A 21,323-nucleotide genomic window follows, 5' to 3' on the forward strand; every position below is an offset into this window, starting at 1 on the left:
CTGGGCCGCGATGCAAGCCGCGTCGCCCAGCTATTCGGCGCCGAGCTTTCAGCGCACGGCCGGTTCGAATTGACGGAGCAAGAGCGAACGCGCATCGCCGGCTATGGCTTCGTCTCGGGCAAGAGCACGCACGCGGACCGGTTGCGGACCATCGCCGATGCCTGGCAACACCATCGCATGCTGATCGACCCGCACACCGCCGATGGCGTCAAGGTAGCGCGTGAACATCTGCGCCCGGGCATTCGCACCATCGTGATGGAAACGGCGCTGCCGCTGAAATTCGAAGGCATCATCCGCGAGGCAACGGGCCAGGCCGCGCCGCGTCCGGCGCAACTGGCCGATCTGGAGCAACGCCCCCGGCGCTGTGAGGTGCTCGCGCCATCGGCCGATGCGGTGATGGCATACGTCGCCCGGCATTGCCATGGCTCACACCGCCAAGCCTAACCATGATCGATTCGAAAACGAAAATAGCTGCCATGACGAAACCGTACGCATTGCACGATCTGATCCGCACCGATAATTTCATCGACGGCGAGTGGGTTCCCGCCGCGAGCCGCAAGCGTTTTGCAGTGACCGACCCAGCGACGGGCGAAGTCATCGCCGAGGTAGCCGACAGCGGCCCCGCCGATGCCCGCGCCGCGACCGATGCGGCCGCCCGAGCATTCCCCGCTTGGCGTGACACGTTGCCGAAGGAACGCGCGGCCGTCCTGCATCGCTGGCATGCCTTGATCATCGAGCACGCGGATACGCTTGCGCGCCTCATCTCGCTCGAGCAAGGCAAGCCGTTCGCGGAAGGGCGCGGCGAAGTCATGTACGGCGCATCATACGTCGCCTGGTTCGCGAACGAAGCGACGCGCATCTACGGCGACATCATTCCGCAGCAGCAACGCGGCAAGCGCATGAGCGCGGTGAAGGAACCGGTGGGGATCGTCGCCGCCATCACCCCGTGGAATTTTCCGCTCGCGATGATCGCGCGCAAGATCGCGCCGGCGCTTGCGGCTGGCTGCACCGTGGTCGCCAAGCCGGCCGAGGATACGCCGCTCACCGCGTCGGCGCTGGTCCTGCTCGCGCATGAAGCGGGCGTACCGCCAGGCGTGCTCAATCTCATCACCACGTCACGCGACCACGCAGCCGAATCGGTCAAGGACTGGCTGGACGACGGCCGCGTGCGCAAGATGACGTTCACGGGTTCGACGCCGATCGGCAAGTACCTCGCGCGTGAATCGGCCGGAACCTTGAAAAAGCTCTCGCTCGAACTCGGCGGCAACGCACCTTTCATCGTGTTCGACGACGCAAACCTCGACGCCGCCGTTGCGGGGCTCATGGCATCGAAGTTTCGCAACGGCGGGCAGACATGCGTGTCGCCGAATCGCGTGTACGTGCAAGCGTCCGTCTACGATCGCTTTGCCGAACGGTTGACGCAACGCGTCGCCGCATTGAAGGTCGCCCCCGCGACGGATCCGGACGCGCAAATCGGCCCGATGATCAATGCGCGCGCGGTCGAAAAAATCGAACGTCACGTGAACGATGCGATCGAATTCGGCGCACGGGTGCTCACGGGCGGCAAACGCCTGCCCGAACTCGGCCCGAACTACTACGCACCGACCGTGCTCGCCGACGCCACACACGCTATGCAATTGAACGGCGAGGAAACCTTCGGCCCCGTGGTGCCGCTGTTCCGTTTCGACGACGAAGAGGAAGCGCTCCGCGCGGCGAACGATACGCCGTTCGGGCTCGCAGCCTATTTCTACAGCCAAGACACGCGACGCATCGACCGCGTATCGCGCCTGCTCGAAACGGGCCTCGTGGGCATCAACGAAGGCGTGCTGTCGAGCGAAGCGGCCCCGTTCGGCGGCGTGAAAGAATCGGGCTACGGACGCGAAGGCTCGAAGTATGGGCTCGACGATTATCTGTCGATCAAGTATCTCTGCCAGGGCAATCTCGAATGAAGGCCCCGTCGATCCTCACCGCAACCGTCGCAGGCGACGTTCGATCGGCTTGATAGAGGCATCGAACACGCCCAGGCACTGCGTCAACGCCTCACTGTCCATATGCCCGTATCCGAGCAGAAATCCGTTCGGATCGGATGCGAGCATGACGAAGTCCCGAACGTCATTGAACACGACGCCGTTTGATCGCAACGCGGCTCGCAAATCGCGATCGAACGCGCCGTCCCGTCCTGAGACGACCACATGCAAGCCGCCCTCGTCGCCCCCTAGGGCGATCACGTCCGCGTAAGGCATCAGCCTTTCGCGTATGGCATCGCGCATCGCCCCGTAGTGTCGCCGCACCCTGCGCAGGTGCCGATCCAGCTCGCCGGACACCAGCAGGGTCTCGACGATTTTCTGCAGGGGCCACGAGACATGGGTACGCTCGCGTTCGATGAGCGCAGCCAGCGCGGCCGCTGCATTCGGCGGTGCGACGATGAACCCCAAGCGAAGCGAAGGACTGACCGCCTTAGCGAACGTGCTGAGCAGCAACGTGCTTTCCGGGGCATGGCTGAAGATCGGTGGATGGTTCGTTCCCGCGTAGTGGAACTCGCAATCGTATTCGTTCTCGAGAATCAGCATTCCCCGCCCGCGCGCGAGTTCGACGAGCGCTCTGCGCCTCGGCCCCGATAGACGGCCCCCCATTGGATACTGATGGGCCGGCGTCACGTGGACGAGGCCGGGCACGGCGCCGTCTTCGACGATCCGTTCCACGACGATGCCTTCCGCGTCGACCGGCACATAGCGCAGCGAGGCACCAGCGCGCGAAAACGCCGACGTCGCGCCCGCGTAACCCGGATCCTCGGTCGCGCACAGGTCGCCCTCGCGCAGCAACGCCTGCGCCGCCAGATGAAGCGCATGGCCCGTCCCCTGCGTCACGACGATCTGCTCTGGCTCAACGTTGACGGATCGGTGCTCGGACAGCCAATCCGCGATGGCGCGCCTGAGCCCCGGCTCCCCGCGTGGATCGCCATAACCTTGCGGCGGCAAGTTCCGCCCCGCTTCACGGCAGGCGTTGCGCCATACATCGAGCGGCAGCGTTCTGGCGCTGGCCTGCCCAGGCCGCCAATCGAGGCTCGCACTGGCCGGCCGTTCAGGCGCACCGAGGACATCGGCACACATTCGCTGCACCAGCAATGGCGTCGAACTCGGCGCCACCGCGGTGCCCCTTGCCGCGGGTGCGCTCGCGGCAACGAACGTGCCGTGCCGGCCACGACCTTCGAGCAGGCCTTCGGCGATCAATTCGTCGTAAGCGTCGATCACGCAGTTGCGCGCCACCCCCAGTTCGATGGCCAACTCGCGGCTCGGCGGCAGCCGAGTGCCGGAGGGCAGCGCCAGGCTCACGATTTTCTCGCGCAGCTGCCGGGCAATCTGCCGGAACACCGGCGCCCCCCCGGCTCGGTCCAGTTCAAGGGCGATGAGCGCCGGTAGCGGCTGCCTGGATGAACGGTTCACAACCATAAATGGGCCAAACTCATTCGATTTTGGTTCTTAAAAATCCAGCATAAATCGCCAGAATTGACGAACCAACGATACCACGGGATTGTCATGCGCATCCGCATCATCACGGACGACTTCACGAGCGCGCTCGACGGGACGGCTTGCTTCGCCGAGCGTGGCTGGGATACAGCCGTGCTCGTCCGGCCCGACGGCACCACCGAGGCTGACGTCGTCAGCCTCGATACCGATTCCCGCGAATACCCGCCGGCGCTCGATCACGATGCGCTCGCCGATGCCGCTGGCGCATGGCGAGATGCCGACGTGCTTGCCGTGCAGTTCGATTCGACGCTGCGCGGGCGCGTCGCGCGCGACTGCCTGACGGCGCTTGCCGCTTCCGGCCGGCGCAAGTTGCTGATCGCGGCAGCGTTTCCGACGGCGGGGCGCACGGTCGAGGAAGGGCATGTGCTCGTTGACGGCGTGCCGGTCCACGAAACCGCGTTTGGACGCGATCCCACACTGCCCGTGCGCGAATCAAGCATTGCAGCGCTGTTCGGCGCGCATGGGATGGAGCTGAAAATCGCCAGCGATGCGGCGCGGGCGGCCGCGCTGCTGAGCGTGCATGACGCCGTGGTCGTCGACGCACGCACGGAAGCGGAGTTGGACGTCATCGCCACGACTTTCGCCGGCGAGCGCGATTTACTGCTGGCCGGTTCGACCGGACTGCTGCGCAGCCTGGCCCGCGTATTGCCGCGTCTGCAATGTTCTCCAAGCGATCGTCTCGACCGCCGTGATCACGCGGGCGCGAACGTGCCACCGGCCCTCCGCCCCTGGCTCGTCGTCGGTAGTCTGAACCCGCGATCTCGCCGGCAATTGCGCATCGCCGAGGCTCGATGCCGGGTACAGGTGCTCTCCACCGACGAAGCGCGTTTGCCCACCAGCGCCGCGCCGCAGGCTGCACTGCTCGATCTCGTGCCGCAGGTCGTGAATGCGGTCAGGAGCGGCGCGTGCGACGGACTCGTCGTGACGGGAGGCGAAACCGCCCGGCGCATCATCGACGCGCTGCCGGCGGTGTCGCTGCGCGTATGCCGCGAAGTCATGCCGGGTGTGCCGCTGGCCATGGTTCAAACCGCGACGGGTGCGTTTCCCATGATCACGAAGGCCGGCGGCTTCGGCGACGACGAAGCCTTGGCGACCTGCATCAACCTATTGACCGAGGCAAAACCATGAAGCAGACATTGATCGCCGTCACGATGGGCGACGCGGCGGGCATCGGACCGGAAATCATCGTCAAGACGTTTGCCGATGCCGCGTTCATCGCCGAGCACCCGTCGTTCGTGATCGGCGACGCGGGCGTGCTACGGCGGCAAGCCACGGCGCTGCGCCTTGAACTCGATATACGCGAGGTCGGCTCGGTGGCCGACCTCGTCATCGAGCCCGGCGTGCTCGCTGTCTTGCGCGCCGACGGTGCCGACGAACTCCCTGCCGACTTGCCGATCGGCGCAGTCAGTGCCGCCGCGGGCCGGGCCGCATTCGACGCTATCCGTACCGCGATCGATCTCGCGGTCCGCGGGGACATCGCAGGTGTTTGCACGGCGCCGATCCATAAGGAAGCGCTCGCCGCCGCGCGCGTGCCCTATCCCGGCCACACCGAAATGCTCGCGGACCTCTCGGGCACGCGCGACTACGCGATGATGCTCGTCAATCCGACGCTGCGCACCATCCTCGTCACCGTTCACTGCTCGATGCTCGATGCAATCGCGAAGCTGTCCGTCGAGACCGAACTGCGCATTATCCGGCTCGCGCACCGGGCCATGTGCGATCTCGGGATCGAACGTCCCCACGTCGCCGTCGCCGGACTCAATCCGCATGCGGGCGAAGGCGGCCTATTCGGCCGCGAGGATCTCGACATCATTGCGCCCGCCATTGAGCTTGCGCGGAACGAAGGCATCGATGCCAGCGGCCCGTGGCCGGGCGACACCGTATTCATGCACGCGCGCCGCGGCCGCTTCGATATCGTGGTGGCCCAGTACCACGACCAGGGGCTGATACCGGTCAAGCTCGGCGGAGTGGAAGACGGCGTGAACATCACCGTCGGCCTGCCTTTCGTGAGAACGAGCCCCGATCACGGCACCGCCTTCGACATCGCGGGACAGGGCATCGCCGATCCCGCCAGCCTTCGGGTGGCCCTTCAAACCGCCCATCGGTTCGCCCGCTCGCGCGCGAACCATTCATCTGTCATCGGAGCCTGATGTGTCCCACTTCATCTTGATGTTGACCCACAACGACGCGACCGTCAGCGACGCGATCGCACACTACGACAGCCTGCGCGATAGTCCCGTCCGCTATGTCGGGTTCAAGGACGTCGGCCTGCCCATCCCGGAGTTGAAGCAGCTCGCGCAGCGTATTCGCGCCGATGGCCGCAAGGTCATGCTGGAAGTCGTCGCAACCAGCCGCGAGGCGGAACTGGAATCGATCAGGGCCTCGCTCGAAATCGGCGTCGACTACCTGCTCGGCGGCCGCCACGTCGAAGACGCACTGCCGCTGCTGCGGGGCTCGGCCGTCCGGTATTTTCCGTTCGCGGGGCGCACCGTCGGCCATCCGACCGTGCTCGAAGGCACGATGGACGAAATCGTCGACGATGCGCGCCGCATCGCGTCGATGCCCGGGGTGCACGGCCTGGACTTGCTTGCCTATCGCTTCGCCGGCGACGGCGATCCGGCCGAACTGACGAGGCGTGTCGTCGCGGCAGTCGACGTACCGGTCATCGCCGCGGGCAGCATCGATCGAGAAACGCGTGTGAAGGCAATGATCAGTGCGGATACGTGGGGCTTCACCGTCGGCAGCGCGCTTTTTCAACATGCGTTCACCGACCGCCGGCTGTCTGCTCAGATCGCTAGGATCTTCACGATCGAAGGGGTGTGTGGGTGATGCCCGTGCGCCATGCTTCATAATCGGCACGCGTCCAATCGAGTTCGAGCCCGATACGGCGCGTGCCTTCTCGAATCTTCGGCTTGTGCAGCGACAGCGTCAGCGTGTCGAGCGCGGGCCATTGCGAAAACGACAGCGCCGCGAGTTCGACGGCCAGCGTTTCGAGCAGCCGCGTGTGCGGCTTTTCGGCGAGAAACGTCGTCACTTGCTGGCAGTACCGCTCATAGTCGATCCACTCGTCCGCCAACTCGGACGGCATGCATCGGTATCCGAGGCGGGCATCGACGATGACGGGTTGCGGCGCGTCGTACTCGTAGGCATGGATGCCCACCCGCGTGTGGGCGATCAACTCATCGACGAAAACGTGCCAGCCGCGGCCGCGACGCGCGGCCGCCGCTTCATGCAGCAACGCGTCGCGGACGGTGAACGGCTCGGCCGGCTTCACGATACGATCGGCGCGGCCGCGTCGGTGATGATGCGCAGGAAGTAATCGGCGAAGCTGCGGCGCACGATCAGATCGAAGGTGTCGCCGGCGATCGGAACCACCACGACAGGAGCCTTGAAGTAATGGCTCTGCACACACTGTCCCGGCTGCAGCACGTTCGGATGCAGATCGAGCGGGCATCCGCGCGAAATCACGTCACGCACGCGCTCGCCGCTTACTTCGAGCACCGTGTATCCGCTGCCCACGTCGACGACCGATGCGAACAACGCGCCCAATGCCGTCCGCAGTTTGCCCTCGAGCTCGGGCGTGCGCGCGTCGTTCGAGCGCACGAGCCACTCGTCGGGGCCGAGCCACAGCGCGTCGTAGCCGTTGCCCTTCACCACCGTGTTCGGCTTGACCGGCAGGCGGGCGCCGATCACGCCCTCCACGGCAGCGATGAATGCGCCATCGCTCGCTTCGCCGCGCACGTTGACGAGTTCGAGGAACGGCCGCTCGCGCAGCCGGAACGCCTTCGATGGCCGTGCTTGGTTAGCGTCGAGCAACGCTTGCGCCCCTACCATCGGCGATTCGAGACGCGCGGACGCACCGGCCAAGGCCGCACCGCTTCTGTTCTCATTCCACATGCTGACGCACTCCTTCGACATCGTAAAAGACGGGGCTAGCAATCGTCGCCGCCATCGATTTGCCGTTCAACTCCACCGATACTTTCTCGCCCATCTTGCCGAGGCCGCCCTTCACGACAGCCATTGCAATGGACCGCTTCAAGATCGGGCTGTAATAGCTCGACGTTACATGGCCGAGCATCGGCACCGGCGTGTCGGCCACTTGATTGGCCGCCGGCCCCCGGACACCGTTCGCCACGATCTGGCTGCCTTCCGGCAATACGTAGGCCGGGTCGTCGGTGAGCAGACCGACCAACTGCTTGCGCCCTTCCTTCGCCGTATCCGAGCGTGTCAGCGAACGCTTGCCGAGGCAGTCCTTCGTCTTCGCCACCAGCCCGCCCATGCCCAGATCGAACGGCGTCATCGATCCGTCCGTGTCCTGACCGACGATGATGTAGCCCTTCTCGGCACGCAGCACGTGCATCGTTTCCGTGCCGTACGGCGTGATGTCGAATTCCTCTCCGGCCGCCATCAACGCTTCCCACACAGCGCGGCCCGCGTTCGCCGGCACGTTCACTTCATAAGCGAGCTCACCCGAGAAGCTGATCCGCATGATCCGCGCGGGGACGTCGGCCACCGTGCCTTCCCGGAACGTCATGAACGGGAACGCCTCGTTCGAGAAGTCGATGTCGCGGCAGACCTTGCGCAGGACCTTGCGGCTGTTCGGTCCGACCACCGCAAACGTCGCGAAATGATCCGTCACCGACGTCATGCGCACCTTCATGTCGGGCCATTCGGTCTGCACCCAGCGCTCGAGCCAAGTCAGCACGCGCGCGGCGCCGCCCGAGGTCGTCGACATCAGATAGTGCTGCTCGCCGAGGTGCACGGTCACGCCGTCGTCGAAGACCATGCCGTTCTCGTCGAGCATGAGGCCATAGCGGCACTTGCCCACTTCGAGCTTCGACCACGGGTTCGTGTAGACCCAGTTCAGCAGCTTGGCCGCATCCGGGCCTTGCACGTCGATCTTGCCGAGCGTCGAGGCGTCCATGATCCCGACGCTCGTGCGCACGGCCAAGCACTCGCGCGCGACGGCCGCGTGCAGGTCTTCGCCGGCCTTGGGGAAGTACCAAGGGCGCTTCCAATTGCCGACGTCTTCGAACAGCGCACCGTGCTCGACGTGCCATTCGTGGATGCAGGTCTTGCGGATCGGATCAATGAAGTCGCCGATTTCGCGGCCGGCGATCGCACCGAAGGTGACCGGCGTGTAGTTCGGGCGGAACGTCGTCGTTCCCGTTTCGGGAATCGTCTTGCCGAGCGCCTGAGCCAGAATCGCCATGCCGTTGATGTTGCCCAGCTTGCCTTGATCCGTGCCGAAGCCCATGGCCGTGTAGCGCTTGACGTGCTCGACCGATTCGAAGCCTTCGCGCGCGGCCAGCAAGATGTCCGCTGCCGAGACGTCGTTCTGGAAATCGACGAATTGCTTCGGCCCGCGCACCGCACGCTCGCGCGACCCCACGAGCCAGAGCGGCATCAGCGGCGCTTCCTTGATGTCCGCCACTTGCGGCGATGCAGGCCGCGACGCCGGCTTGAACCCGAGCGCATTGACGGCCTCGACGCCGGCATCGATCGCCAGACGCAGCCCGCGCGCCAAGCTGAACTCACCCGCGGCGGCGCCGACGCTCACTTCGGCTTGCATGCCCTTGCCCGGAACGAAGCAGGCCTTCTCGTCGTGCCAGTGCGCCTTGCCGCCCGATTGCGCGAACAGGTGCAACACGGGGCTCCAGCCACCGGACATCGCCACGAGATCGCAGGACAACGTAGCGAGCTGCCCGACCACGACGCCTTTCGAGTACGACGCGACGTCGACCGACGACACGTTCCACTTGCCGCGGGCCTCGTTGATCACCGCGCCGGCCATGACCACGATGCCGTGGCGGCGCGCGGCCGCGGGCAGCGAGCCGTCGCTTTGCGGGCGCGGATCGACGACGGTGACCTTCGCGCCGGCTGCTTTGAGGTCGAGCGCGCTTTGATAGCCATCGTCGTTGTTCGTGAAGACGACGGCTTCACGCCCGGGCAGCACGCCGTAACGCTGGATGTACGTCGATACGGCCGATGCCAGCATGATGCCGGGCAGATCGTTGTTGCCGAATACGAGCGGCCGCTCGTGCGCCCCCGTCGCCAGGATCACGCGCTTCGCGCGGATCTTCCAGACGAGCTCGCGCGTGCCCTTTCTCATCGACACGGGCAGATGGTCGGTCAAGCGCTGCACGACCGTGACCAGGTTATGGTCTTGATAGCCGAACGCCGTGCTGCGCGACAAGATCTTGACGTCGGGCATCTGCGAGAGCGAGTGCTCGATCTTCTCGACCCATTGCATTGCGGCCTTGCCGTCGATTTGCGCGCGGCACGAGAGCAGCGAGCCGCCCAATTCGCGTTGATCGTCGACGAGAATGACGCGCGCCCCCGTGCTGCCGGCCGCGTGCGCCGCGGCGAGACCGGCGGGACCGCCGCCGACGATGAGCACGTCGCAGTGCGCGAAGCATTTGTCATAGCGATCGGCATCGCGCGTATCGGGCGCCTTGCCGAGGCCCGCTGCCTCACGGATTTTCTCTTCGTACTTCGGCCACCATTTGCGCGGCCACATGAAGGTCTTGTAGTAGAAGCCGGCCGGAATGAAGCGGGCGATCTTTTGGTTGACCGCGAGCCGGTCGCGCTCGAGCGAAGGCTCGGCGTTGACGCTGCGCGCCACGAGGCCTTGATAGAGCTCGATCTCCGTCGCGCGCGCATTCGGCACGCTGTACGCGCCGCTCTCCAGTTGCACGATGGCATTCGGCTCTTCGACGCCGGCCGTCACCACGCCGCGCGGGCGATGATACTTCCAGCTGCGCGCGACGAAGCGCACGCCGTTGGCGAGCAGCGCCGAAGCCAGCGTATCGCCCTGATAGCCCTGATACGTGCGTCCATTGAACGTGAACGTGAGCGGACTCGCGCGATTGATCCGCCCGCCCGTGCCCAGGCGATCTTTTTGATTGCTCATGTTATTTGCTCCCCTGCGTATTCTTGCGTGCGCCCGCGTCGGGCGCGGGTGCACTCGTGCTCCCGAACGTTTCGTAGCCTTGGAACGCGTAGGTGTTCGTATCGCGCGTCGCCATGAACCAGCGGCGGCACCCCTGCGCGTGCAGCCACTGCTCCCGATGCACGCCGCGCGGATTCTTGCGCATGAACAGGTAGTCGCCCCATTCCTTATCGCTCAGCTTCTCGGGTTCCAGCGGACGGGCGATGTCGGCCTCGCCGCCGCAGGTAAATTCGCTTTCGGCGCGCGGCCCGCACCAAGGGCATTCGATCAACAGCATGTCAGTCTCCTCGTTGCAGGCGGATTAGTGCGCGACGGCTGCGGCGCCGTGCTCGTCGATCAGGTGGCCCGTGTAGAAACGGTCCAGCGAGAACGGCGCATTGAGCGGATGGGGCGCATCGTTGGCGATCGTATGCGCGAACACCCAGCCCGATCCCGGTGTCGCCTTGAAGCCGCCCGTGCCCCAGCCGCAGTTGAAGTACAAACCCTTCACATCCGTCTTGCTGATGATCGGGCAGGCGTCGGGCGAAACGTCGACGATGCCGCCCCACTGGCGATTCATCCGCACGCGCGAGAACACGGGGAACATTTCGACGATGGCCTGCAGCGTGCCTTCGATGACGTGGAAGCTGCCTCGCTGGCCGAAGCCCGTGTATTGATCGATACCGGCACCGATGACGAGATCGCCCTTGTCGGATTGGCTGATGTAAGCGTGCACCGCGTTCGACATCACGACAGTATTGACGACCGGCTTGATCGGCTCGGACACGAGTGCTTGCAGCGGATGGCTTTCGAGCGGCAGACGCACGCCGGCCATGTCGGCCAGCGTCGTCGTATTGCCGGCCGCAACGACGGCGACCTTCTTCGCCTTGATGAATCCTTTCGTCGTTTCCACGCCGACGACGGCCCCGCCATCACGGCGAATGCCCGTGACTTGGCAATTCTGGATGATGTCGACACCATGCGCATCGGCGCCGCGCGCGAAGCCCCAGGCCACCGCGTCGTGGCGCGCCACGCCGCCGCGGCGCTGGAACGACGCGCCGAGCACGGGATAGCGTGCGTTCAGGTTGATCGTCGGCTCGATCTCCTTGATCTGCTCGGGCGTCAGAAATTCGGCGTCGACACCGTTGAGCCGGTTGGCGTTGACGCGACGCATCGTATCGCGCACGTCTTGCAGCGTATGGGCGAGATTCATCACACCGCGCTGGCTGAACATGACGTTGTAGTTGACGTCCTGCGAGAGCCCTTCCCACAGCTTCATCGCTTTTTCGTAGAGCGCCGCCGATTCGTCCCACAGATAGTTCGAGCGGATGATCGTCGTGTTGCGCGCGGTATTGCCGCCGCCGATCCATCCTTTCTCGAGCACGGCGATATTGCGCACGCCGTGCTCCTTGGCCAGGTAGTAGGCCGTCGCGAGACCGTGTCCGCCCCCGCCGACGATCACGACGTCGTACTCGCGCTTGGGTTCGGGGCTGCGCCACTGGCGCTCCCAGTTCTCGTGGTACGACAACCCGTTGCGCACCAGACTGAATATTGAAAAGCGGCTCATAGCGGTAGTCCTGGTCCCGAATGGTCGATTAGCACTCAATGACGTTCACGGCCAATCCGCCGCGCGACGTCTCCTTGTATTTGGTCTTCATGTCCGCCCCCGTTTCGCGCATCGTCTTGATGACGGAATCGAGCGAGACGTAGTGTTGACCGTCGCCCTTGAGCGCCATGCGCGAAGCGTTCAGCGCCTTGATCGCCCCCATCGCATTGCGCTCGATGCAGGGAATCTGCACGAGCCCGCCGACGGGGTCGCACGTCATGCCGAGGTTGTGCTCCATGCCGATCTCGGCGGCATTCTCGACCTGCCGCGGGTTGCCCCCCATGACGGCTGCGAGCGCCGCGGCAGCCATCGAGCAGGCAACGCCCACTTCGCCCTGGCAGCCCACTTCCGCGCCCGAGATCGAGGCGGTCTCCTTGTAGATGATGCCGATCGCCGCGGCCGTGAGCAGGAAATCGACGATGCCGTCGTCGTTCGCGCCCGGCACGAATTTCACGTAGTAATGGAGCACCGCCGGAATCACGCCCGCGGCGCCGTTCGTCGGCGCCGTCACGACGCGTCCGCCTGCCGCGTTCTCCTCGTTGACGGCCATCGCATAGAGGTTGACCCAATCGAGCATCGACAGCGGATCGCGCAGCGATTCTTCCGAACGCGCGCGCAAGTTCTTGGCGAGCTCGGCCGCACGGCGCTTCACGCGCATCGGCCCGGGCAGATCGCCCTCGGTGCGGCAACCGCGCTCGACGCAAGCAGCCATCGTGCGCCAAATCGCGAGCAAGCCCTCGCGCACCTCAGCGGGCGAGCGCGATGCGCATTCGTTTTCGAAGGCGACTTGCGCGATCGATAGGCCGCTGTCTTCGCACGCCCGCAATAGGTCGGCGCCCGTGCGGAACGGGTGCGGCACCTCTGCGCCGGCGCGCACGCCGTTGACCCGATCGCCCTCGCGATTGACGACGAAGCCGCCGCCCACGGAGTAATACTCTTTTTCGACGAGCAGTTGTCCGTGCTCGTCGAAGGCTTGAAACCGCATGCCGTTCGGATGGACGACCGCCGTGCCGCTCATCATGCGGCGATAGAAGGCGATGTCTTCTTTTTCGTCGAAGCGGATCTCGGTGCCGCCCATCAACCGCAGGGCTTTGGCCGAGCGGATCGATGCCAGACGCGGCTCGATCAGATCGGGATCGATCGTGTCGGGAAGATTGCCTTCCAGGCCGAGCAGAACGGCCTTGTCGGTGCCATGCCCCTTGCCGGTCGCGCCGAGCGAGCCATAGAGCTCGACTTTGACGCGGCGCACATAACCGAGCAGGTTGGCGTCTTCCACATGCGACACGAAGCGGCAAGCGGCGATCATCGGGCCGACCGTATGGGAGCTGGACGGACCGATGCCGATCTTGAAGAGATCGAAGACGCTGACGTTCATTGAGCTGCCTCGCGATGTTGTATCGTTCAGAGGGGCGTCGGCACCGCGTTCGCACTGCCGACCATGGACGCCAGTACACCAAAGCGTAAAATTCCCAGATAGAACAAAAACGGCATCGCCGTGGGATGCCATCGCCAAACGCGCGAAGAGTGGGCGGCAACGGGCGTTTCCACTATGATTGGCGGCGCAAAAACACAAGCGCCTCGGGGTGCCGCGCGCGACCCTGAACGTGCTTGCCGCTGGCTGCACCCCTATTCTTCACTCGCATGAACGCCGTCGATCCTTCACCGCTCGTTTCCACCGTCGCCCGAGAGCGCATCCGCTTCGGGATCGTGCTGCTCCCCAATTTCACGTTGACGGCGTTTTCGGGTTTCGTCGACATGCTGCGGCTCTCGGCTGACGACAGCGACTTCAGCAAGCCCGTTCGATGCGCTTGGAGTGTCGTCGGGAAAACCCTTGCTCCCGTGCGCGCGAGTTGCGGCATTCAGATCACCCCGTGGGAAACGTTCGACGAAGCGGAGCCGTTCGATTACGTCGTCGTCGTCGGCGGGCTGCTGCATTCCGGGCCGCAGGCCGATGACGAAACGCTGGCTTTTATCCGGAACGCCGCGAGCATTGGTGCGAATATCGTCGGCATTTGCACGGGCGTCTTCACGCTCATGCGCGCGGGCGTGCTGGAAGGCCACCGCCTCTGCGTGAGCTGGTTCCATTACTGGGATTTCATCGAGCGTTTTCCGTCGGCCAACGCCGACATGCTCGTGGCCGACCGCCTGTTCGTCATCGACCGGCGGCGAATCACCTGCTCGGGCGGACGCGCCTCGATCGACGTCGCCGCGGCGATACTGCTGCGGCATTTCGATCATGCGACCGTGCAGAAGGCGCTGCGGATTCTGCTCGTCGGCGAAATGCAAAAAGGCAATGCGCCGCAGCCCCACCCGCCCGGACTCGAGCCGGCCACGCATCCGAAGATCAAGCGCGCGATCTTGCTGATGGAACAGCACGTCGGACGCACGCTGCCGCTCGAGGAACTCGCCTGCAAGCTCGATCTATCGCCGCGTCAACTCGAACGGCTTTTCAAGGCACAGACGGGCAAGACGCCGCAGACGTTCGCCAAGCACGTCCGGCTGCGCACCGCGGCCTGGCTCTTGACGAGCTCGGATCGCACCGTGGCCGACATCGCTTCGAGCTGCGGTTTCTCCGATGCATCGCATTTGGGCCGCGAATTCCGCAAGCAGTATGGGTTGCCGCCCATCGCGTATCGCGAGCAGCGCACGGGCAGCGATCCCGTCGATAAGGAGTACGAAGAATACTTCGCGGCATCGGGGGCGGCGTCGTGATTCCGATGCTGCGCGGCGTCGTCGCGCAGCCCGGCATGGCGATCTGAAGTGGATCTGAAACTGAAATGCTGAACGGGAGCGCCTTCGGGGGCGGCCCGGCCCCGCGTCGTCCCGTGCGCGCGGCGCGGAGAGGCCGCCGGCCGCCGTGGTGAGCGGCCGGCGCCGGCGTCAATGCGATGCGATGTACGACTTCACCGCCGTGAGTCCATCCTTGCCGTCGAACGTCGTCACGCCGGCCAGCCACTTGTCGAGCACCTGCGGGTTCTTCTTCAGCCACTGAGTCGCCGCCTTGTTCGGATCTTCCTTGTCCATGATCGGCATCATGACGTGGTTCTCGATATCGGTCGTGAAGCGCAGATTGGACACGAGCTTCGCCGCATTGGGGCAACGCGCCGCATAATCGGGCGGCGTGGCCGTGAACACCTTGGCCTCGCCGTAGTTCGGGCCGAACACGGCATCGCCGCCGCTCAGATAGTCGATCTTCATCTGCACGTTCATCGGATGCGGTTCCCAGCCCAGGAACACGATCCACTGCTTCTCGCGAACGGCTCTGTTGACCTGCACGAGCATGCCGGCTTCGCTCGACTCGACGAGCTTGAACTTGCCGAGACCGAATTGATTGCCGGTGATCATCTTCTGAATCAGGGCGTTGCCGTCGTTGCCCGGTTCGATGCCGTAGATCCGATCGCCGAGCTTATCGGCGTATTTCTGAATGTCCGCGAACGTCTTGAGGCCGCCGTTGTAGACGTAATCGGGCACGGCCAGTGTGTACTTCGCGCCCGTCAAGTTCGGCGTGCTGAGCACCTCGATTTGCTTGGCCTTCACGAACGGCTCGATCATAGGGTCCATCGTCGGCGACCAATAACCGAGAAACACGTCGATCTGTTTGCTTCGAATGCCGGCGAACGTAATCGGCACCGAGGCGATCGTCTTCGTCGGGTGGTAACCGAGCCCTTGGAAGACGGCCGAGGCGAGCCCCGTCGTCGCGGCGATGTCGGTCCAGCCGACGTCTGCAAAGCGGACGTTGCGGCACACGGCCGCGTCCGACGCATAGGCGCTCGTCGTCACGAGCGCGGCAACCGCCAAGGCCCAACCGGCTTTCGTCAAGCGTTGATTCATTCGTCTCTCCTCAAATTCGTGCATTTTTTCGGCACACCGCCGCATTCGGGGATATTCCAATCGACGGATCGACCAGTACGACTAAACGTCTGCTGCGAGATTCGAATCAATTCGCTTGCCGGCGCTCCCGGCTCGGGGCATAGCCGAACTGCGCGCGATACGCTTTGCTGAAGTGGCACGGCGATTGAAAGCCGCACTCCGTCGTCACGCTGGCGATCGATGCGTCCGTCGTGCGCAGCAGATCTCGCGCGCGGCGCAGCCGCAAGGAAAGGTAGTAATGCGTGGGCGACACGTCGAGATAGACCTTGAACATGCGCTGCAGATGCCGTTGCGATAGCCTGACCAATCGCGCGAGCTCTTCGAGCGACAGCGGCTCCTCGATGTTCGCTTCCATGAGCCGCACGACTTCGATCAGTTCCGCGCGCGAGAACCCGATGCGCGCGTCGACCGGAATCGGTTGATGATCGTTGGCGCTGCGGATGCGCTCGAGAATGAATTGAGCCGACACTTGCGCGGCCAGGTTGCGTCCGAGCCGCTCGCCCACCAGGTGCAGCATCAGATCGAGCGGGGCGGTGCCGCCCGTGCACGTCAGACGGTCGCGGTCGATGACGAACAGTTCGTCGCGGAACTTCACGCGCGGAAACTCCGTGTGCAGCGACGACATATCCTCCCAATGCACGGTGCAGCGATAGTCGTCGAGCAGGCCCGCGCTCATCAGCGCGTAGGCGCCCGTGCAGATGGCGCCGAGCGGCACGCCGCGTGCGCCGAGGTCGGCCAGCAGCGTCTTCACGCGCGAGTCGACGGCCGTGCGAATCTGCGTGCCGCCGCACACGATCAAGACGTCGGGGATGCCGACTTCCTCGAGCGTTCTCGTCGGCGTAATGGTGACGCCGTTGCTGGCCCGCACGGGAATGCCGTCGCTCGACACGACCGACCAGCGATAGTGCGTCGCGCGGCTGACATAGTTCGTCATCCGGAGCACCTCGACGGCGCTCGTGAATGCGATCATCGAAAAATTCGGCAGTGTCAGGAACCCGAAGTGGACGGGCATCGTCGACTGCACGGGTTCGGGCTGCATCGCGGTGGCCGGCGTCACGCTTGCCTCCCGCCGGTCAGTTTTGCGTCAACGGCTGCTGCGCGGCGCGCAACCGCATCACGCTGCGCAAGCCCGCAAAGCGCGGCGCGGTTGCCGTTCCCGGCGTGCGGCCGAAGCTCTCGGTAAGGCGGTCGAGGATGATCGCGAGCAGCACCACGGACAACCCGCTTTCGAAGCCGAGGCCAATGTCGAGCCGCTGAATGCTGGCGAGCACGTCGTTGCCCAAGCCGCCCGCGCCGACCATCGACGCGATGATCACCATCGAGAGCGCCATCATGATCGTCTGGTTCACGCCCTGCATGATCGAGGGCAGCGCGTTGGGAATCTGGACCTTATAGAGCAATTGCCAGGGCGTGCAGCCGAAGGCTTGGCCCGCCTCGACGATCTCGCGATTGACGTGGCGAATGCCGAGGCTCGTCAAGCGGACGGCGGGCGGCATGGCGAAGATCACGGTGGACAGGATCCCCGGCACGCGGCCGAGGCCGAACAACATCGCGGCCGGAATCAGATAGACGAACGCCGGCATGGTCTGCATCAAATCGAGAATCGGCCGCACGACGAGCGCAACGTGCTTGTTTTTGGCGATCCAAATGCCGAGCGGGATGCCGAACACGAGGCTGATGATCGTCGACGACAGCGTCAGCCCGAGCGTAATCACCGTCTGGTCCCAGAAGCCCGTTGCATAGATCAACAGCAACGAGAGCGTCGTGAACAGCGCGAAGCGCCAGCCGATGCGCCAGAGGCCGATGCCGATGAAGATCGCCATCAAGAGCCACATCGGGATCCCTTGCAGGCCGTGCTCGACGAGCCCGGCGAGGCTATCGATCCCGCGCCCGATCACGTCGAACGCATGGCTGTCGTGATCGAGCAGATAGTGGACGGATTGATCGACCCAGGTGCCGAGCGGAATGAGTTCAGACATGGGAGCCTCGCGTGCGGGTGATGGCGTTCAGAACGACGGCGCGATCGACCGAGCCGCAATAGCAGCCGTCGTCATCGACGACGGGCAGCGCACGGGCGTGCGCCACGACGCGCGAGACGACTTGATCCAGCGTCGCGCTGCGCGAGATGCATTCGACCTGCCCGAGGCTCGGCGAGTCGTGGCCGAGCGCCTCGCGCGTCACGAAGCCGCGAATCTTGCGCTCGGCGTCGAGCACGAACGCATAATCGGCGCTGCCGTTCAGCGATGCCGCCACGCCGGCCGCGTCGAGCTGACGCACGAGCGGAACGACATCGGTTTGCATCAGATCGCCCGCCGTCAGATAACGGCTCGTATCGACGCCCTCGAAGAACGCCCGCACGTATTCGTTCGAGGGGTTGCTGATGATCTCGTGGGGCGTGCCGACCTGGACGAGGCGGCCGCCCTCCATGATCGCGATGCGATTGCCGATCCGCAGCGCCTCTTCGAGATCGTGCGAGACGAACATGATCGTGCGGCGCTGATCCTTTTGCAGTTGCAGCAGCACGTTCTGCATCTCTTTGCGCTTGAGTGGATCGAGCGCCGAGAACGCTTCGTCCATGATCATCAGCGAGGGGTTCACGGCCAGCGCACGGGCGAGGCCAACGCGCTGCTGCATGCCGCCCGATAGCTGAGCGGGCAGCTTCTGCGCGAACGGTGCGAGCCCCACCTGCTCGAGCACCGACATGGCGCGCGCTTCGCGCTCCTTGCGCGCGACGCCGGCAACTTCGAGGCCGAACGCGGCGTTCGAGAGCACGGTGCGCTGCGGCATCAGCGCAAAAGACTGAAATACCATGCTCATGTCTTTGCGCCGCAGCGCGGTCAACTCGCCGCGCCGCGCCGTCACGACGTCGCGGCCGTCGATGAGCACCTGGCCGGCCGTCGGATCGACGAGCCGGTTGATTAGGCGAATCAGAGTCGACTTGCCCGAGCCGGAGAGCCCCATGAGGACGAATATCTCGCCTTCCTGGACGTCGAACGACACGTCGTGCACGCCGACGATCTGGCCTGTTCGCGCGAAGATCTCGTCCTTCGTCGACCCTGCGGCCAGCATGTCGAGCGCCTGCTTGGGGCTCGTGCCGAACACCTTGCACAAGCCCTGCACTCTCACCTTCGGTGAACTCATCTTTTCCATCTCCTTGCGGCAGGGCTCGAGCCCGCACAGTCTGCCTACATAGTTGCTAGAAAAATCGCGGGTTAGCCGACGAATTCCGACACACGCTTGCGAAAATACGACACGGACGACGCCGGCGATCGAGCCTTTTCTCGCGCTGAGCACCGTCGCGTAAGGCTTCGCGTCTCTCCTGCAATCGGTGCATGCGCGCGACATGTCGGGAAACGACAAATTCTCGTCCAAAAGCGCCTGCGCACCGCGGATATCGGCTGGCAATACTCAGCTCGACCGGATCCCGACCCATCAAGAAGAATCCGGGCGTGCGAGCAGATCAGACCCATTACAACGACGACGGAGCGCACCATGAGTCATCGCAAGACCCCGCCTCGCCTATCGTCCGCCGCTTTCGGCGGCGCGGCACTTTTGATCGCTTCGCTGCATGCGCCTACCGCGCTTGCGCAAACCGCCGACGCAAGCAGCGCGGGGGCAAGCGCGCCGGCTGCCGCGACGGCGACGGCACCAGCCGATGCGACCGCGACGGCTACGGCGAGCACACCGGCCGCGACGGCACCGGCGGCGCCTGCGTCGCCGTTCACGGCCAACGTAACGCTCGCTTCACAGTACGTCTCGCGCGGCTTCAGGCAAACCTGGGGCAAGCCCGCGATTCAAGGCGGCTTCGACTACACGCATTCGAGTGGGCTGTTCGCGGGGACATGGCTCTCCAGCGTGAGCAGTAAGTTCATCGAAGGCGGCACGGTCGAATGGGATCTGTACGGCGGATATGGCGGCGCACTCGGCGATCTGTCGTACACGGGCACGATCTACTACTACGTCTACCCGGGTGCCCGCATGTCGGCGAGCGCGACGAGCTACAACTATGGCGAATTCGTCACGGCTTTGACGTACAAATGGTTCACGGCCAAGTATTGGCTGACCTACACGCCGAACTACTTCGGCTACGATAGCCAGTCGCTCGGTATCGGCAGCGGTAAGAACAGCCGCGGCTCGGGCTACCTCGACCTGAATGCGAACATCGATCTGACGCACGGCTTCTCGCTGCTGCTCCACTATGGCTGGGAACGCGTGCAGAACTTCTCGGCCTATAACTGGCAAGACGGGAAGATTGCCGTTTCGAAGACGTTCGACGGCGGATGGACGCTGGCCGGCGCGGTCACGAAGGCTTGGGGCGCCACGAACGTCTACGATCGCTACACGACGGGGGCGCCCGATTCGTCCGGCAACATCGCCGTATCGAATCCGACGAAAACGACGTTCTTCGCGACGATCACCAAGGTGTTCTGATCGTTTCGATGACGAAGATGGCATTGCACCGCCGAGCATGACGGTGCAAGACGGACGGCAGTGGCGCAACGCCACGCCGTCCGCTTTCGTTTCATGACAGAATGCCGCGTCTTGGTCACTACGATTTGCCGACACGCGACATGCTTACCACGCTCATCACGTCGATCATCCGCCGGCGGCCGTGGCGCGCGTTCGTGCTTGCGACGGGTACCGCGATCCTGGCGGCCGGGTGTTCCGTCCTTGCGCAAGCCGATCCGAATGCCCTGTGGCAGATCGTCGACCTCGATTGCGTGCCCGCCGCGCGCACGACGGGCAAAACGGGCATCTGCGCGACCGTGAACTTGCCGGGCCGCTACGCGCTGCTGCGCGATCGCAACGGCGTCGCCCAGCATCTGTTGATTCCGACGGATCGCCTCTCGGGCGTCGAGAGCCCCGCCCTGCTCGCGCCTTATGCGCCGAACTATTGGGCGGACGCGTGGGACGCGCGACGTTACGTGGAAGAGACGTTGAAGAAGGCGCGGCGCGCGACGCTTGCGGACGACGAGATCGGGCTGGAAATCAACTCGGCCATGCGCCGCTCGCAAGAGCAGCTTCATATCCATATCGACTGCATGCGGGCCGATGTCACGGCCGCGCTCGCGCGGCACCGAAACGATCCGCCGCGTAGGTGGACGTGGGACACGATCGACGGAGCGCGCTATCGAATCATGCGGATTCCTGGGCCTTCATTCGATTTCAATCCGTTCGATCTCGTCGCCGGCCCTCACGCGAGCCCGGACGTCATGGCGCAGCAGACGATCTTCGTGACGGGCGCGGGGCCGTCGGCCGCGGACTCGGGTTGGTTCGTCGTCAACAGCGGCTTGGATATCGACGGCGGGACGGGTTCTGCGGAAGTCCTGCTCGACCACGAATGCGACGCCGCAGCGAGGGCGGAGTAGACAACGGGATCACAGAGCAG

Annotated in this window: 17 protein-coding genes and 2 pseudogenes; 8 read left to right on the forward strand and 11 right to left on the reverse strand. The window is 64.6% G+C overall.

What is annotated here, in order from left to right:
- A pseudogene (locus tag ACTHNZ_RS20675) lies at positions 1-444 on the forward strand (threonine synthase); the annotation flags it as partial.
- A gap of 32 nt (positions 445-476) precedes the next feature.
- Positions 477-1,949, forward strand: a complete 1,473-nt coding sequence (locus ACTHNZ_RS20680) for an NAD-dependent succinate-semialdehyde dehydrogenase (RefSeq protein WP_440544449.1) — start codon at positions 477-479, stop codon at positions 1,947-1,949.
- A 15-nt stretch (positions 1,950-1,964) separates the two neighbouring features.
- Here the strand turns inward: ACTHNZ_RS20680 and pdxR are convergent, their stop codons facing one another.
- Complete coding sequence (gene pdxR / locus ACTHNZ_RS20685) at positions 1,965-3,449, reverse strand: MocR-like pyridoxine biosynthesis transcription factor PdxR (protein ID WP_440544451.1); 1,485 nt, start codon at positions 3,447-3,449, stop codon at positions 1,965-1,967.
- A gap of 87 nt (positions 3,450-3,536) precedes the next feature.
- Between pdxR and ACTHNZ_RS20690 the strand changes: the two genes are divergently transcribed.
- Genes ACTHNZ_RS20690 through ACTHNZ_RS20700 form a run of 3 tightly spaced genes read left to right on the forward strand, consistent with a single transcriptional unit; the run spans position 3,537 to position 6,356 of the window.
- Positions 3,537-4,655 (forward strand): four-carbon acid sugar kinase family protein, encoded by a 1,119-nt coding sequence (locus ACTHNZ_RS20690; protein ID WP_440544453.1) that lies wholly within the window; start codon positions 3,537-3,539, stop codon positions 4,653-4,655.
- The gene (pdxA, locus tag ACTHNZ_RS20695; protein WP_440544455.1) at positions 4,652-5,677 is read left to right on the forward strand and encodes a 4-hydroxythreonine-4-phosphate dehydrogenase PdxA; all 1,026 of its coding nucleotides are present in this window, start codon (positions 4,652-4,654) and stop codon (positions 5,675-5,677) included. The genes ACTHNZ_RS20690 and pdxA overlap by 4 nt, the downstream gene beginning before the upstream one ends.
- Before the next feature lies 1 nt (position 5,678).
- Positions 5,679-6,356: a 4-hydroxythreonine-4-phosphate dehydrogenase gene (locus ACTHNZ_RS20700; protein ID WP_440544456.1), complete on the forward strand. Its 678-nt coding sequence runs from the start codon at positions 5,679-5,681 to the stop codon at positions 6,354-6,356.
- Here ACTHNZ_RS20700 and ACTHNZ_RS20705 read toward each other — a convergent pair.
- From ACTHNZ_RS20705 to ACTHNZ_RS20730, 6 genes are read right to left on the reverse strand one after another with little or no spacing between them, the layout of a single operon-like run.
- Entirely contained in the window at positions 6,331-6,801 is a 471-nt protein-coding gene (locus tag ACTHNZ_RS20705; protein ID WP_440544457.1) for a dihydroneopterin aldolase, read from the reverse strand. The two genes, ACTHNZ_RS20700 and ACTHNZ_RS20705, sit on opposite strands and share 26 nt — an antisense overlap.
- On the reverse strand, positions 6,798-7,424 hold the full coding sequence (locus ACTHNZ_RS20710; protein ID WP_440544458.1) for a sarcosine oxidase subunit gamma: 627 nt from the start codon (positions 7,422-7,424) through the stop codon (positions 6,798-6,800). Before ACTHNZ_RS20710 ends, ACTHNZ_RS20705 begins: the two co-directional genes overlap by 4 nt.
- A complete protein-coding gene (locus ACTHNZ_RS20715) occupies positions 7,414-10,440 on the reverse strand; it encodes a sarcosine oxidase subunit alpha family protein (RefSeq protein WP_440544459.1) in 3,027 nt (1,008 codons plus the stop codon). Before ACTHNZ_RS20715 ends, ACTHNZ_RS20710 begins: the two co-directional genes overlap by 11 nt.
- A 1-nt stretch (position 10,441) precedes the next feature.
- Positions 10,442-10,756, reverse strand: a complete 315-nt coding sequence (locus ACTHNZ_RS20720; protein WP_440544460.1) for a sarcosine oxidase subunit delta — start codon at positions 10,754-10,756, stop codon at positions 10,442-10,444.
- A 24-nt stretch (positions 10,757-10,780) separates the two neighbouring features.
- A complete protein-coding gene (locus ACTHNZ_RS20725; protein WP_440544461.1) occupies positions 10,781-12,025 on the reverse strand; it encodes a sarcosine oxidase subunit beta family protein in 1,245 nt (414 codons plus the stop codon).
- Between the two features lie 28 nt (positions 12,026-12,053).
- Positions 12,054-13,439: an L-serine ammonia-lyase gene (locus tag ACTHNZ_RS20730; protein WP_440544462.1), complete on the reverse strand. Its 1,386-nt coding sequence runs from the start codon at positions 13,437-13,439 to the stop codon at positions 12,054-12,056.
- Positions 13,440-13,705: 266 nt separating this feature from the next.
- Between ACTHNZ_RS20730 and ACTHNZ_RS20735 the strand changes: the two genes are divergently transcribed.
- On the forward strand, positions 13,706-14,776 hold the full coding sequence (locus ACTHNZ_RS20735) for a GlxA family transcriptional regulator (RefSeq protein WP_440544463.1): 1,071 nt from the start codon (positions 13,706-13,708) through the stop codon (positions 14,774-14,776).
- 168 nt (positions 14,777-14,944) lie between these two features.
- On the opposite strand, the gene ACTHNZ_RS20740 is transcribed toward ACTHNZ_RS20735, so the two are convergent.
- The 4 genes and pseudogenes from ACTHNZ_RS20740 to ACTHNZ_RS20755 form a co-directional block, all read right to left on the reverse strand.
- On the reverse strand, positions 14,945-15,895 hold the full coding sequence (locus tag ACTHNZ_RS20740) for a choline ABC transporter substrate-binding protein (protein ID WP_440544464.1): 951 nt from the start codon (positions 15,893-15,895) through the stop codon (positions 14,945-14,947).
- Positions 15,896-16,001: 106 nt separating this feature from the next.
- Positions 16,002-16,991: a GlxA family transcriptional regulator gene (locus ACTHNZ_RS20745; protein WP_440544465.1), complete on the reverse strand. Its 990-nt coding sequence runs from the start codon at positions 16,989-16,991 to the stop codon at positions 16,002-16,004.
- Between the two features lie 16 nt (positions 16,992-17,007).
- Complete coding sequence (gene choW, locus ACTHNZ_RS20750; RefSeq protein ID WP_440544466.1) at positions 17,008-17,913, reverse strand: choline ABC transporter permease subunit; 906 nt, start codon at positions 17,911-17,913, stop codon at positions 17,008-17,010.
- Positions 17,906-19,364, reverse strand: a pseudogene (locus tag ACTHNZ_RS20755) (quaternary amine ABC transporter ATP-binding protein); the annotation flags it as partial. The pseudogene ACTHNZ_RS20755 and the gene choW, both read right to left, overlap by 8 nt.
- Before the next feature lie 62 nt (positions 19,365-19,426).
- On the opposite strand from ACTHNZ_RS20755, the gene ACTHNZ_RS20760 reads away from it, so the two are divergent.
- Positions 19,427-20,365, forward strand: coding sequence for a TorF family putative porin (locus tag ACTHNZ_RS20760; RefSeq protein WP_440544467.1), 939 nt, complete (start codon positions 19,427-19,429; stop codon positions 20,363-20,365).
- Between the two features lie 140 nt (positions 20,366-20,505).
- Positions 20,506-21,303, forward strand: coding sequence for a CDP-diacylglycerol diphosphatase (locus ACTHNZ_RS20765; RefSeq protein ID WP_440544468.1), 798 nt, complete (start codon positions 20,506-20,508; stop codon positions 21,301-21,303).
- Positions 21,304-21,323 lie beyond the last annotated feature (20 nt).

The sequence above is a fragment of the Trinickia sp. genome (assembly GCF_051953955.1).
In the GTDB taxonomy this organism is placed as follows: Bacteria; Pseudomonadota; Gammaproteobacteria; order Burkholderiales; family Burkholderiaceae; genus Trinickia.

Coding starts and splice junctions, on each gene's coding strand:
- ACTHNZ_RS20680 (WP_440544449.1), top strand. CDS start 477: ATGACGAAACCGTACGCATTGCACGATCTGATCCGCACCGATAATTTC.
- pdxR (WP_440544451.1), bottom strand. CDS start 3,449: ATGGTTGTGAACCGTTCATCCAGGCAGCCGCTACCGGCGCTCATCGCC.
- ACTHNZ_RS20690 (WP_440544453.1), top strand. CDS start 3,537: ATGCGCATCCGCATCATCACGGACGACTTCACGAGCGCGCTCGACGGG.
- pdxA (WP_440544455.1), top strand. CDS start 4,652: ATGAAGCAGACATTGATCGCCGTCACGATGGGCGACGCGGCGGGCATC.
- ACTHNZ_RS20710 (WP_440544458.1), bottom strand. CDS start 7,424: ATGTGGAATGAGAACAGAAGCGGTGCGGCCTTGGCCGGTGCGTCCGCG.
- ACTHNZ_RS20715 (WP_440544459.1), bottom strand. CDS start 10,440: ATGAGCAATCAAAAAGATCGCCTGGGCACGGGCGGGCGGATCAATCGC.
- ACTHNZ_RS20720 (WP_440544460.1), bottom strand. CDS start 10,756: ATGCTGTTGATCGAATGCCCTTGGTGCGGGCCGCGCGCCGAAAGCGAA.
- ACTHNZ_RS20725 (WP_440544461.1), bottom strand. CDS start 12,025: ATGAGCCGCTTTTCAATATTCAGTCTGGTGCGCAACGGGTTGTCGTAC.
- ACTHNZ_RS20730 (WP_440544462.1), bottom strand. CDS start 13,439: ATGAACGTCAGCGTCTTCGATCTCTTCAAGATCGGCATCGGTCCGTCC.
- ACTHNZ_RS20735 (WP_440544463.1), top strand. CDS start 13,706: ATGAACGCCGTCGATCCTTCACCGCTCGTTTCCACCGTCGCCCGAGAG.
- ACTHNZ_RS20740 (WP_440544464.1), bottom strand. CDS start 15,895: ATGAATCAACGCTTGACGAAAGCCGGTTGGGCCTTGGCGGTTGCCGCG.
- choW (WP_440544466.1), bottom strand. CDS start 17,913: ATGTCTGAACTCATTCCGCTCGGCACCTGGGTCGATCAATCCGTCCAC.
- ACTHNZ_RS20760 (WP_440544467.1), top strand. CDS start 19,427: ATGAGTCATCGCAAGACCCCGCCTCGCCTATCGTCCGCCGCTTTCGGC.
- ACTHNZ_RS20765 (WP_440544468.1), top strand. CDS start 20,506: ATGCTTACCACGCTCATCACGTCGATCATCCGCCGGCGGCCGTGGCGC.